Origin of the sequence: Sulfitobacter sp. UBA4523, assembly GCF_002388305.1 — a bacterium.
GTDB lineage: Bacteria > Pseudomonadota > Alphaproteobacteria > Rhodobacterales > Rhodobacteraceae > Sulfitobacter > Sulfitobacter pontiacus.
Map to the genome: position 1 here is coordinate 1 of NZ_DGMH01000001.1, position 12,326 is coordinate 12,326.

General features: G+C 59.9%; 12 protein-coding genes. 7 read left to right on the forward strand and 5 right to left on the reverse strand.

The features are described 5' to 3' along the window. Positions 1-51: 51 nt before the first annotated feature. Together B3849_RS00005 and B3849_RS00010 are read right to left on the reverse strand one after the other, a co-directional pair. Entirely contained in the window at positions 52-2,604 is a 2,553-nt protein-coding gene (locus B3849_RS00005) for a hybrid sensor histidine kinase/response regulator (RefSeq protein ID WP_286779670.1), read from the reverse strand. An 18-nt stretch (positions 2,605-2,622) separates the two neighbouring features. Further along, positions 2,623-3,102 (reverse strand): molybdopterin-dependent oxidoreductase, encoded by a 480-nt coding sequence (locus tag B3849_RS00010; protein WP_009825937.1) that lies wholly within the window; start codon positions 3,100-3,102, stop codon positions 2,623-2,625. A gap of 213 nt (positions 3,103-3,315) precedes the next feature. Here B3849_RS00010 and B3849_RS00015 point away from each other — a divergent pair, with 213 nt between their 5' ends. After that, positions 3,316-3,936 (forward strand): response regulator, encoded by a 621-nt coding sequence (locus B3849_RS00015; protein WP_064216337.1) that lies wholly within the window; start codon positions 3,316-3,318, stop codon positions 3,934-3,936. Here the strand turns inward: B3849_RS00015 and B3849_RS00020 are convergent. After that, a complete protein-coding gene (locus tag B3849_RS00020; RefSeq protein ID WP_260004741.1) occupies positions 3,929-4,573 on the reverse strand; it encodes a ribonuclease T2 in 645 nt (214 codons plus the stop codon). The genes B3849_RS00015 and B3849_RS00020 overlap by 8 nt on opposite strands. A gap of 128 nt (positions 4,574-4,701) precedes the next feature. Between B3849_RS00020 and B3849_RS00025 the strand changes: the two genes are divergently transcribed. The 4 genes from B3849_RS00025 (at position 4,702) to aspS (ending at position 10,145) form a co-directional block, all read left to right on the forward strand. Beyond that, the gene (locus B3849_RS00025; protein ID WP_009825939.1) at positions 4,702-5,463 is read left to right on the forward strand and encodes a DUF1013 domain-containing protein; all 762 of its coding nucleotides are present in this window, start codon (positions 4,702-4,704) and stop codon (positions 5,461-5,463) included. A gap of 109 nt (positions 5,464-5,572) precedes the next feature. Then, entirely contained in the window at positions 5,573-6,676 is a 1,104-nt protein-coding gene (locus B3849_RS00030) for an endonuclease/exonuclease/phosphatase family protein (protein WP_286779671.1), read from the forward strand. Between the two features lie 246 nt (positions 6,677-6,922). Then, positions 6,923-8,101: a type III PLP-dependent enzyme gene (locus B3849_RS00035; RefSeq protein ID WP_005851249.1), complete on the forward strand. Its 1,179-nt coding sequence runs from the start codon at positions 6,923-6,925 to the stop codon at positions 8,099-8,101. A gap of 193 nt (positions 8,102-8,294) precedes the next feature. Further along, positions 8,295-10,145, forward strand: a complete 1,851-nt coding sequence (gene aspS / locus B3849_RS00040; RefSeq protein WP_037943121.1) for an aspartate--tRNA ligase — start codon at positions 8,295-8,297, stop codon at positions 10,143-10,145. A 118-nt stretch (positions 10,146-10,263) separates the two neighbouring features. Here the strand turns inward: aspS and B3849_RS00045 are convergent, their stop codons facing one another. After that, entirely contained in the window at positions 10,264-10,425 is a 162-nt protein-coding gene (locus B3849_RS00045) for a hypothetical protein (RefSeq protein ID WP_235602514.1), read from the reverse strand. Between the two features lie 165 nt (positions 10,426-10,590). Between B3849_RS00045 and B3849_RS00050 the strand changes: the two genes are divergently transcribed. Beyond that, positions 10,591-11,316 (forward strand): GNAT family N-acetyltransferase, encoded by a 726-nt coding sequence (locus tag B3849_RS00050; RefSeq protein WP_132997524.1) that lies wholly within the window; start codon positions 10,591-10,593, stop codon positions 11,314-11,316. Positions 11,317-11,323: 7 nt separating this feature from the next. Here B3849_RS00050 and B3849_RS00055 read toward each other — a convergent pair whose 3' ends face one another. After that, positions 11,324-12,043, reverse strand: a complete 720-nt coding sequence (locus tag B3849_RS00055) for a response regulator (protein ID WP_184583278.1) — start codon at positions 12,041-12,043, stop codon at positions 11,324-11,326. Positions 12,044-12,177: 134 nt separating this feature from the next. Here B3849_RS00055 and B3849_RS00060 point away from each other — a divergent pair. Beyond that, the coding region (locus tag B3849_RS00060; protein WP_286779673.1) for a VOC family protein at positions 12,178-12,326 on the forward strand (149 nt) is incomplete at its 3' end.

Genomic DNA, 12,326 nt, shown 5'->3' on the forward strand with positions numbered 1-12,326 from the left:
TGAGGCAAGGGGCGCTCTGATAACAGGGCGCCCCTTGTCGTTCAGGGGGCGTTACGCCGACAGGCGCGCCTCCCACGCGTCAAGGGTTTCGGCCCACGCCGCGGGCACTTTGGCGACCTGATCACGGGCTTTGTCCACGTCGCCTTGTTTGCAGTCCTGTTCGATGGTGGCAAGCAGCGCGTGCATGCGCTCTGCGCCGAACATGCCGCACAACCCGGCAAGGTCGTGGGTCTTGCGTTGCAGATCGTCGCGGTCCTCGGCAGAGGCTAGGGGTGGCAATTGCCCCTCTACACGTTGGCGCAGATTGCCAATGCGATCGGCAAGCTTTTCAGGACCAAGCAGTTCGAACAATTCGTTCACCTGATTGGCGTTCAGTACCGGATGCTGCGGCTCGGCGTGCGTTGCTTCAGTCGCATCAGGGGTGCCGTCAGCGGCAGGCATCACAAGCTCGCTTAGCGCGGTTTTCAGACGGCGCGTGTTAATGGGTTTTTGCAGAAAGCCGGTCATCCCGCCCGCGGTAAAGGCCGCGCGTTCGTTGGGCAGGGCGTGGGCGGTCACAGCCATGATCGGGGTATTGGCATTGGGCCCGCCCCCTTGAAGGATCACCTGCGTGGCCTGTAGCCCGCTCATCCCCGGCATCGAAATATCCATCAGGATCGCGTCAAACCTCTGTTCGGCCGCACGATCAATGCCTTCGGGGCCGCTGCTGGCAAGGGTGACCTCGTGACCCAGACGGCCCAGCATTGCCTTAAGCAGATCGCGGTTGATCTCGTTATCGTCGACGACCAGCAAGTTCATCGCGGGGGTGTCTTCGGTATCAAGCTGCGGTTGGGCGACGGGCTGCGGGGCTTCTGTTTGTACGAAGTCTGCTGGCAGTCGCACGATAAACCGCGCGCCTTTGCCAACCTCGGAGACGCAGGTGATCGTGCCGCCCAGACGGTGCACCAGCCGCCGCACGATACCCAGCCCCAGACCGGTGCCCCCTGTGCGCCGCTCGTAGCGGCTGTCGAGCGATACGTAATCCTCGAAAATCCGCTTGAGGTCATCGGGCGGGATACCGGGGCCATTGTCTGCCACTTCGATATGCAGCATCGGCGCATTGGCCGGTTCCATGTCATAGGTCGCGCTAAGCACAATATCGTCGTCGGGGCTGAATTTTATCGCGTTGCTGATGAGGTTGACCAGAATCTGCTGCACCGCGCGCGGGTCTGTCAGGATGGGTGTGTCGGTCAGCCCGTCCTGATCCAGATGCAGCCGCGTGTCCGATGTCTTGGCCAGTGGCGTCATGGTGTTGACCATGCCGGCGGTCAGCGCGACCATATCACTGGCTTGCAACTCGTTGTCGTTGGTTTCGGCCTCACTGCGTTCGATGGCTAGCACGTCGTCGATATGGCCCAGCAGGATGTCACCGGATTTCAGCGCGGCTTCGACATATTTGCGCTGTTCGGCGTCCAGCTTGTCGTCATGCAGCAAGTGGATGGCGGAGAGGATGCCGTTCAGCGGCGTGCGCATCTCGTGGCTCATCATCGCGAAGAAACGCGATTTTTCCTGATAGGCATCCAGCGCCTCGTCGCGGGCGCGGATGATCTCCTGCTCTTTTTGCAGTTTGTCGGTGATGTCGCGGATATATGTGACGAAAACCGGCGCGTCGTTTGACCGTGCCAGCGACACGGAAAGTTCGACAGGGAAGATGCGGCCGGTGCCGTCGATCATCTCTGTCTCGTGACGGCCGGTTTCGGCCAGCCGCGTTTTTCCCGTTGCGTTGAAATGGGCGAGGTTATCCCGTTGGCGATGGCGTAATTTAGGGGGGACCAGCAGTTCGATGTAGCTGCGTCCAAGCGCATGATCGCGCGAGATGCTAAAGACCTCTTCGGCAGAGCCGTTGAAATCGATAATCTCGCCATCCACCGACAGCACCATCACCGCATCAAGCGAGGCGCGTAGCATGGTCGCCAGTTGCGAGTGGTTGCGTTCGACCTCGCGCGAGGCGCGGTTGAGCGTGATCGTCTGGCGCGACAGCCGCAGGATCGCCCCCAGCAGCGCAATGGTCACGGTCACCACGATCACCAGCAAGATCTCGATCAGCTGCGCGATCTCTTTGCGCTCTGCCTCTGCCGCTTTGGCGGCGAAGGAGATGGAGGCAAGCCCGATGTTGCGCGGCATATCCTCGACCGTGGCCAGCGCTTCCGATAGGGCGGGCACACCGGCGGCGAGCGCCTCATCGCTGCCGTCGATCAGGGGGATCTGTGTGTCCAGAACCGCTTGTATCTTCTGGATTTCCCGGCTTAGGTCGCCGCTTTGCTGTACGCGTTCGGCGACTTCGGTGCGGCTGTAGAAGATGTCGAAACGTTTGCGCAGGTTCGCCAGATCGTTTTCGTCCCCGGACCGCGCCTGTTCAACGGCACCATCCAGTTTGAGAAAGTCGATTTCAAGCTGTGAGAACACCCATTCGGCATGATCCTGCTGCGCGCTGCCAAGGGCGCGCACGCGGTCCCAGACGTTGAACGCCAGGTAACCGGCAAGCAGGATGCCGACCATCAGCGCCAGGGCAAGAATATATCTTACCCTGTTGCGCTGTGGGCCGTCCTGCATCAAATCGGCCATGGTGAACATGCCTTGCGGTTACTTGATCGCCAGCCGGTTCAACTGCCAGATAGAACGGCTATAGATCGTTTCTGTCTGGTACTTTACGTCGCTGTCATAGGGATAGACAATCCATAGCGGACCTTTCCCGCGGCGCGACATCTCTTTGTCATTGTTGGCATAGGCGATGATCGGCCCGTCGGACACCGCATCCTCCATCGGGATTTCGACCGCATAGTCGTTGATCGCGGTCGCTTCGATCATACCTTCGGAGACGTCCAGCGTGTCCATCAGATCCTTGAGCGATACGCCCTGAAAGGTCTGCGCGCCTTCGGTCCAGATGGTTTCGGTCTCGAAGCTGGACGACGGCAGTTCTTTCAGCTGCTCCATCGTATAGGTGTGTTCCATGTCGCCCGCCGTGACGGTCAGAACGGCGTCTTCTTGTGCACTCACAGCAGTGGCCAATGCGGCACCGCACAGTGCGGCGGTGATTGTCTTGGTGAAAGCTTGAAACGTCATAACTCGGTATCCTTCCCCTGTGTTTGTACATCAACCTTAGGTTAACGCCGTTTGGAGAGCGACTGAGATTAAGGGTATTCTTACTATACGAAGGTATAGCCGTCAAAAATTCGACACAGTTATCCTATCCTCATGTGTGCTATTATTCGCCCATAAGTTGGTCTACGACTACTTAAGCAGCATTGAGGTGGTGGCGAGGGAAGGAAAGAACTTATGGCATTACGGATACTGATTGCGGACGACCACGATATGGTCCGCGAAACGATTGCAATGTTTCTGGACGCCGATGGCGAGACAGAGACGGTTGCAGCAAGCGACCTGCCCGAAGCGATGGCCAAGATAGAGGCAGAGGGGCCGTTTGATCTGGTACTGCTCGACTATACGATGCCCGGCATGAAGGGGCTTGAGGCGCTGCCTAAGGTCATGAAAGCCAACGAGGAAAAGCCTGTCGGTCTGATTTCGGGCACGGCAACGCGGTTGATCGCGGAACAGGCGCTGGCCATGGGCGCGATCGGTTTCCTGCCCAAGACGCTGCCTGCGAAATCACTGGTCAACGCGGTCCGCTTTATGGCCGCGGGCGAGATTTACGCGCCCGTCAACTTTATGTCTGGCAAGGACGATCCCGAAGAAACCGACTTTGAAAAGGCCCTGTCAGAGCGGGAGCGTCAGGTTCTGCGCGGCTTGATGGAGGCGAAATCGAACAAGGAAATCGCCCGCGACCTAGAGTTGCAAGAGGTCACGATCAAGCTGCACGTCAAAACGCTGTGCCGCAAGCTGGACGCCCGCAACCGCACCGACGCCGCAATGATCGCACGTAGTGCGGGGTTTATCTGATCGGGGTAAACAGCGCGTCATCCAGCGTGCAATCCTTGATCACGTCGCGCCCGCAAGGCACCGGCTCCAGCGTTTTTGACAGGCATAGACGCACTTCTTGAATGTAGCCGCTTTTGCAGGTGACGGTGACGCCATCGGCCTCCATCGTCGGGTTTGCTTTCAGAAACGCTTCCTCCACCACCGAGGCGGGCAGGCGGATGTCGCCCGTGACCTTGCGAAAGACCGCGGGGCGGGTCACGGCATCATAGGCCTGACGCGACAGATCGAAATATCCGGTGGCGGGCAGGCCGGTACAACTGCCGTGTTTCTTCCATTGATGCCACGCCAGACCGGGCGTTCCCATAATGTCAGCCATGGCGGCGGTCATGCCACGGGTGGGGGGTCGTTCGGCGGTGCGGCAGTAGGAGGGAAACCCCCGATGCAGCTGCGGCCAAAGCCCGTGCATGATCCAGCCGTGATCGTGGCGGGCGTCGCATTGCGCGGAATCGCGCGCATCGCCTTCCAGCGCACACCAGTTGGGCGACCAGCTGAGCGCCAGCACGTAATAGTCAAATTCCCCCGCAATTTCGCCCTTGGCCGCCGCGGGGCGGGGCATCGGGGCCAGCAACAGACACAGGCACAAGATCAGCAATCGCATTGAGGTCTTTCCTTATTTTGCCGGTCCGAGTATAAGGCGTTCAAGTTCCCCCACAATGGAAACCGTTCTGCCCCGCAGGACAGCCTATTTCAGGCGACGGGGAAAGTGCGTTTTAAGGAGAGACCGACATGGCAAAACCGATTATGGCCCGCGCCACTGCCGTATGGCTGGTGGACAACACAACCTTGAGCTTCAAACAGATCGCGGATTTCGTGGAAATGCACGAGCTTGAAGTGCAGGGCATCGCGGATGGTGACGTGGCGCAAGGCGTGAAGGGCTTTGACCCGATTGCCAACAACCAGCTGACCGAAGAAGAGATCGAAAAAGGGCAGGCGAACCCGCTGCACAAGCTCAAGCTCAAGTTCAACGCGTCTGCTCAAGGCGAAGAGAAACGTCGCGGCCCGCGCTATACGCCGCTGTCCAAACGTCAGGACCGCCCCGCGTCGATCTACTGGCTGGTCAAGTTCCACCCCGAACTCTCCGACGGTCAGGTCAGCAAGCTGGTCGGCACCACCAAGCCAACCATTCAGGCGATCCGCGAGCGGACGCACTGGAACATTGCGAACATCCAACCGATCGATCCCGTGGCTTTGGGCCTGTGCAAACAGTCCGAACTGGATGCCGCCGTCCAGAAAGCCGCTGCCAAGAAAGCCGCCGAAGGTGGCTTGATGACCGATGACGAACGCCGCCGTCTGGTCAGCACCGAACAATCGCTTGGCATGGATACGGAACCGAAGATGCCGACCTCTATCGAAGGTCTGGAAACGTTCACCCTGTCCGGCAACCCTGCGGATGACGAAGAAAAAGACCACGGCGACTATTCTGACGCCGACAGTTTCTTCAAGCTGCCCGAGGGCGGTTCCGACGCGGATGAAGACGACGACAAGTAATCCGGTTCCGCCCTTCTGGCGGCTTCGGAACAAATCCGCTTAACCTCGTGTTGAGCTAGGGGTGCAGGGCAACCGCTCTGCGCCCCTTTTTTTGACGTAGGGGGCATGCATGCTGGCGACGATAGTACTCGGTCTGTTTTGGGGCGTTGTCGCACTCGTTGCTGCGATCAGCGTGCTTCCCTTTAGCAAGATACCGCACGGCGCGATCCGGGGGATGGCGTTCCCCCGTGAGCAGCTGTTTGTGTTGACCGTGGCGCTGGCTGCCGTGGCGCTGGTGTTTCTTGAACCTGACCATCGCAACCCGGCGCTGGCGATCCTCGCTGTGATTGCGGCGATCCACACGGGCTACATCCTGAAATTCACACCGCTCTGGCCGCGCCAATCGGTGGATGCGACCGAGGCACAGGCCGCTGATGCGGAAAACCGTGTCACCATCCTTGCGTCAAACGTGAAACAATCCAATCGCCAGTATCAGCGTCTGATCGACCTGATCCGCACCGAAGACCCGGATATCGCCGCCGCGCTTGAGGTGGATCCGGACTGGGTCGACGCGCTTTATGACGCGCTGAAAGACCAGTACCCGCATTGGGTGAAAGTGCCCAAGGATAACTCCTATGGCGTGGTCATGATGTCCAAGATGGAGCCGTCAGAGACGCAGGTGCGGGACCTGCTGGTCGATGATGTGCCGTCGATCCGGACCAAGGTCGCGATGCCGTCAGGGCGGATGTGGCGTTTGTATATCGTGCACCCCGAACCCCCCGTGCCCTATCACGACACCAAGGGCCGCGACGGAGAGATCGCGCTGGTCGGCATCGAAGCAAGCAAGGACGATCTGCCCGCGATCGTGACAGGCGATCTGAACGACGTTGCTTGGTCCACCACCACCCGCCGGTTTCAGCGGCTGTCGGGGCTGCTTGATCCACGGGTCGGACGTGGGTTCTATAACACGTTTCACGCGGGTATTGCCGTCATGCGCTGGCCCCTTGACCATCTGTTCCATGATGCAGAGTTCCGCCTGATCCGTATGTCGCGCTTGCCCAATATCGGGTCCGACCACTTCCCGATCCTGTTCTCGCTTGCCCTGACAGGGGAACCACAGTCGAATTCCACGCCCGAACAAAGCGACGCCGAAGAGCGCGCCGAGGTGCGGGAAATGGCAGCCGAAGAACGCGAAAAGGACCGCGAAGCCATCGGCACGGATTGGGAGAAATAGCCCCGATCCGTCACCGCTCACCGGTACGCAGCGCTTTGCGTGCCTCCTTGAAAAACGAATTGTCGTATCAAGTATTTTGCCACTTGCGCGAATCTGAAAACAGCGTAAATGCGCGCTTACAGACGCCAACGCACGCGCCTCTGGCCGGTCCGTCTGTCCGCGGATTGACCCCGCGCCTATGCAGCGACGGTAACGTCTCTTGAAACGACATGTTAGGGTACTCCCGCCCTTCCTTGCTCTTTGGAGATGACCATGAACGCCACAGCTACCGCCACCGTGAACACATCCGCAGCATCGAACTATGACGAAGCGGCTGATTACATCTGGAACAACAGCTTCGACAAACCGACTCTCGTCGTCAGCCGCGCCCGTGTGGGTGTACAATACGACGCGCTGCAAGCCGGCCTGGGCGATGCGCGAATCCACTATGCGGTAAAGGCGAACCCCGCCCCCGAGATCATTCGTATGCTGGTCGAACGCGGCTCGGGCTTTGATGCGGCGTCGCGTCAGGAGATCGAGCTGTGTCTGTCCCAAGGGGCGGATCCTGCGAAAATCTCTTTCGGCAACACCATCAAACGCGGCGTTGATATCGCCTTTGCCCATTCCATCGGGGTGACCATGTTCGCCGCCGACTGCGAGGCAGAGCTCGACAAAATCGCAGAGCACGCCCCCGGCGCGCGCGTCTATATCCGTCTGATCGTCGAGAATTCCATGGCGGACTGGCCGCTGACCCGCAAGTTCGGCTGCGCGGGCTCGCTGCTGCCAAGTCTGCTGGAGTACACCAAATCCGTGGGTCTGGTGCCTTATGGTTTGTCGTTTCACGTCGGTTCGCAAACCCGTCGCGCCGAATACTGGCACCCCGTTCTGGATCAGGTCGCCCCGCTATGGCACGCCGCGAAAGAAGCAGGGCACGACCTACAACTGCTGAACATCGGTGGCGGTTTTCCTGCCTATCACGGTGATCCGGTGGATGCGCCGCGCGGCTATGCCGCCGCAGTCGTTGCCGCTGTCAAAGAACGCTTTGGCGAGATTCCGGTCCTGATGGCAGAGCCGGGCCGCGGCATGGTCGCAGAGGCAGGGCATATCGCGGCCGAAGTGTTGCTGGTGTCGCGCAAATCGGCAGAGGCGGCACGCCGGTGGGTGTATCTGGATATCGGGCGTTTTTCCGGTCTGGCCGAAACCGAGGGCGAGGCGATCCGCTATCAGTTTGTGACCCCGCATGACGGCAAGCCCGTCGGCCCCTGTGTGCTTGCTGGCCCGTCCTGCGACAGTGCCGATGTGCTTTATGAAAAAAATCCGGTTGACCTTCCACTTGACCTAAGGGACGGTGACAAAGTCATGATCAAGAACTGCGGCGCTTACACAAGCTCGTACAGTTCGGTCGGCTTTAACGGGTTTCCGCCGCTTGATGTATTGGTCCTGTAAGAGGATCATCAACGTCGCGCGGGAAGGGCCGTCTGCTTTGGGAGGAGCAGGCGGCCCATCTATTTTCAGCCCTACGGTTTGACGCGGGGGTTTTACCCGCGGTTTGTGCCGTTTTTACGGGAAACTCTTGACTTCCGCGGCCCCAAACGGTGTACCTGCCCCGAACAATTCTAGCCCTCGAAAGGGACCCGTCATGCACGCATATCGCAGCCATACATGCGCCGATCTGAGCAAGGAAAACGTTGGCGACAAGGTTCGCCTGTCCGGGTGGGTGCACCGTGTGCGCGACCACGGTGGTATCCTGTTTATCGACCTGCGCGACCATTACGGCATGACCCAAGTGCTGTGCGACCCTGATTCCCCCGTCTTTGCCGAGGTGGAAAAGGTGCGGTCCGAATGGTGTATCCGCATCGATGGCGAGGTAAAGGCCCGCGACGCCGATCTGGTCAACACCAAGATCCCCACCGGCGAGATCGAAGTTTTCGTGCGCGACATCGAAGTGCTGGGGCCCGCGAAAGAGCTGCCTTTGCAGGTCTTTGGCGATCAGGAATATCCCGAGGAAACCCGCCTGCGCTATCGCTACCTCGACTTGCGGCGCGAGAAAATGCAGGACAACATGGTGCTGCGGTCCGACGTTGTGTCGTCGATCCGCAAGCGCATGTGGGACCAGAACTTCAAAGAATTCCAGACGCCGATCATCACCGCGTCTTCCCCCGAAGGCGCGCGCGACTTCCTCGTGCCGTCGCGTCTGCACCCGGGCAAGTTCTACGCTTTGCCGCAGGCCCCGCAGCAGTTCAAACAGCTGCTGATGGTGTCCGGCTTTGACAAGTATTTCCAGATCGCGCCGTGTTTCCGGGACGAAGATCCGCGCGCTGACCGGTCGCCCACCGATTTCTACCAGCTCGACCTCGAGATGTCCTTTGTCGAACAGCAAGACGTGTTCGACACCATCCAGCCCGTGCTGACCGGCATTTTCGAAGAATTCGGCGGCGGCAAGGCTGTGGATCAGGAATGGCCGCAAATCTCTTATAAAGATGCGGCGCTGTGGTATGGCTCTGACAAGCCCGACCTGCGCAACCCGATCAAGATGCAGGTCGTGTCCGACCATTTCCGCGACTCCGGCTTTGCGATCTTCGCGAAACTGCTGGAACAGGAAGGCACCGAAATCCGCGCCATTCCCGCGCCCACTGGCGGCAGCCGCAAGTTCTGCGACCGCATGAACGCCTTTGCGCAAAAAGAAGGGCTGCCCGGCATGGGCTATATCTTCTGGCGCGAGAAAACCGCCGACAGCGTGGCACAGGAACTGGGCATCACGGTGAAAGAAGCCCAAGCCAAGCTGAAAGCCGGTGAGGTCGAAGGTGGCATGGAAGCGGCGGGTCCGCTGGCCAAGAACATCGGGCCAGAGCGTACCGAGGCGATCCGCCAGCAATTGGGTCTGGACGTGGGCGATGCGGCGTTCTTCCTTGGCGGCAAGCCCAAGTCCTTCGAAGGTGTCGCGGGCCGTGCCCGTAACGTCATCGGTGCCGAATTGGGTCTGACGGACGAAAACCGTTTTGCCTTTGCCTGGATCGTCGATTTCCCGATCTACGAGAAAGACGAAGAAACCGGCAAGATCGACTTTGAACACAACCCGTTCTCTATGCCACAGGGCGGGATGGACGCGCTGATGGGCGACCCGCTTGAAGTGCTTGGCTATCAGTATGACCTTGCGTGCAACGGCTACGAACTGGTGTCCGGTGCCATCCGGAACCACAAGCCAGAGATCATGTTCAAGGCGTTCGAGATCGCAGGCTACGGCAAGGACGAAGTCGAAAAGCGGTTCGGCGGCATGGTGAACGCGTTCCAATACGGTGCCCCGCCCCACGGTGGGTGTGCGGCCGGTATCGACCGGATCGTCATGTTGCTGGCGGAAGAGGCGAACATCCGCGAGGTGATCCTCTTCCCGATGAACCAGCGCGCCGAAGACCTGATGATGAACGCGCCAAGCGAACCACAGTCGGATCAGTTGATGGAACTGGGTCTGCGGGTCATCCCGCAGGACTAAGCCCTGCAACATACCCATAGAAAAGCCCGCCTTGGATATGCCAAAGGCGGGCTTTTTCGTTTGAATCTCGTGGTGTCGGGCGGGGGCGGTCAATGTCAGGCAGGCCTGCGCCCAAAGGTCAGAAACCGGCTTGCGCAACCTCTACCACGGTCTGTGCGCCAAAGTCGCGCGCATGGGCAAAAGCCAGTGCCACGATCGCCACACCCACCACATTTGCCGCAAAGACGGTCCAGTCGAAACTGGTTTCCTTGGCGTAGATGCGGCGCAGTTTGGTGAACATGATGTGCCCCTTGGGATGGGTGACGTGGGTGGGTTGGTGGCTGCGGATGCCATCAGCCTCGCAGGCGTTTGTGGCAAAAACAGGACCTTTCTGCGCTCCAGATTGGGTGATGTCATATGACATTCGGGTCTTGGCGCTGACAGCGCTTGGCCTTAACGTAAGCGCATGAAACAAGATGACCAGCCCCCCGGCCCACTTGGTGCCCCTGTTGCAGATTTTTCCGTCCCGCCGCGCCCGCCGCGGACGGTGATGACGGGCCGCTACGCCCAGCTTGAACCGCTGAACGCCGAGGCCCACGCCGCCCTGCTATTCCGCGCCTTTGAAGGGCAGGATCAGCTTTGGCATTATATGTATGACGGGCCGTTCTCATCCTCTGCCCAGTTTCACCGCTGGGTGCGCGAGGTCGAAACCAAAGACGACCCGCTCTTCTATGCGATCAAGAACCTAGAGACAGGGCATATCGAAGGGGTGGCAAGCTATCTGCGTATCGCGCCAGAGGCCGGATCGATAGAGGTCGGGTCAATCACCTTTGGGCCCGCGTTGCAGCGCACGCGGGCGGCGACGGATGCCATGTATCTGATGATGAAATGGGCGTTCGAGGCGGGATACCGTCGGTATGAATGGAAGTGTAACGCGCTGAACATGCCGTCGCGCCGTGCCGCGCAACGCTTGGGCTTCAGCTACGAAGGCATCTTCCGGCAGGCGGCTGTCGTTAAAGGGCGCAACCGCGATACGGCATGGTTTGCGGCGATTGACGCCGAATGGCCGGGCCTGCGTGAAGCCTTCGAAGCGTGGCTTTCCCCTGCAAACTTTGACGCAGAGGGGAAGCAGCGCGAACGGTTGGGCGATCTGACCAGCCTCGTGCGGGTGTCCAGTGACCCGCTGACGTGACCCGCGACTAGATCGCGATCTGCCGCATCAGGCGTTGGCGCAAGACCGACCGGATCACCCGTTGTTCTTCGATAGCAGGCAGGCCCAAGGTACTGCGTGCTGCCAGCGCTGTCGCCGCCTGTTCCAGTGCTGCGTCCCGCGCACTGCGCGCCACGCCGGTCAGAAACTGCGCGACATATTCCAGCGTCTGAGGCGTACAGGGGCCGGACAGAACGTCATCCATATGCGCCATGTCATCCTGCAACGCGATAGTGTCGGGCGTGATCGTTTCATCGGCAAGCACGGACAGCCCCAGCGGACGGTGATGCTGCGGCAGGGCGGCCAGCACGACCTGTTGAAACTGTGACAAAGACTGCAACGGTTTGCTCATGAAGCGGTCTGCCCCTGCGGCCAGCGCATCCGCCGCCAGATGGGTCTCCCCCGAAATCGCCAGTAACGCATCCACGCGGGGCTGCGATTGTGCCAGTTCCGCAATCAGATCAATGCCGTTCCCGTCTGGTAACCCCAGATCGGCAATCACGATCGACGGGCGGTAGACCTGCAAATGCCGCCGCGCCGCGCGCAGGCTGTCGGCCCGTCTGATCCGCGCGCCAGAGCGGAGACAGAGCAGGCGCATCGCTTCGCAGGCAAAGCGGCTGTCTTCGATCACCAGAACGGTAAGGCCCAAAAGCGGGCGGTCGGCCGTGGGGGCGGGCAGGCTTTGGGCCTGATGTTCAAGCGTATCCATGATTCCTCCGTTATGCTTTGTGGGTGACCTATGGTTAGGCGCGCTTCGCTAATACGGTGTTAACGTGACGCATTGCTCTTGCGGCAGCGGCAGCCCATAAACCGGGTCAAATGTTGATTTGAGGGAGAAGAATGATGATCGGTCGCCTAAACCACGTAGCCATCGCCGTGCCGGACCTTGAGGCCGCTGCGGATCAATACCGCAACGCTTTGGGTGCGAATGTCGGTCCTGCGCAGGACGAACCCGACCACGGCGTCACCGTGATCTTTATCGAACTGCCCAA

Bases quoted from the DNA above. Each gene is read 5' to 3' on its own strand.
- B3849_RS00030 (WP_286779671.1), top strand. From the start codon at position 5,573: ATGCTGGCGACGATAGTACTCGGTCTGTTTTGGGGCGTTGTCGCACTC.
- B3849_RS00005 (WP_286779670.1), bottom strand. From the start codon at position 2,604: ATGGCCGATTTGATGCAGGACGGCCCACAGCGCAACAGGGTAAGATAT.
- B3849_RS00055 (WP_184583278.1), bottom strand. From the start codon at position 12,043: ATGGATACGCTTGAACATCAGGCCCAAAGCCTGCCCGCCCCCACGGCC.
- B3849_RS00035 (WP_005851249.1), top strand. From the start codon at position 6,923: ATGACCATGAACGCCACAGCTACCGCCACCGTGAACACATCCGCAGCA.
- B3849_RS00020 (WP_260004741.1), bottom strand. From the start codon at position 4,573: ATGCGATTGCTGATCTTGTGCCTGTGTCTGTTGCTGGCCCCGATGCCC.
- B3849_RS00010 (WP_009825937.1), bottom strand. From the start codon at position 3,102: ATGACGTTTCAAGCTTTCACCAAGACAATCACCGCCGCACTGTGCGGT.
- B3849_RS00050 (WP_132997524.1), top strand. From the start codon at position 10,591: ATGAAACAAGATGACCAGCCCCCCGGCCCACTTGGTGCCCCTGTTGCA.
- B3849_RS00015 (WP_064216337.1), top strand. From the start codon at position 3,316: ATGGCATTACGGATACTGATTGCGGACGACCACGATATGGTCCGCGAA.
- B3849_RS00045 (WP_235602514.1), bottom strand. From the start codon at position 10,425: ATGTTCACCAAACTGCGCCGCATCTACGCCAAGGAAACCAGTTTCGAC.
- B3849_RS00025 (WP_009825939.1), top strand. From the start codon at position 4,702: ATGGCAAAACCGATTATGGCCCGCGCCACTGCCGTATGGCTGGTGGAC.
- aspS (WP_037943121.1), top strand. From the start codon at position 8,295: ATGCACGCATATCGCAGCCATACATGCGCCGATCTGAGCAAGGAAAAC.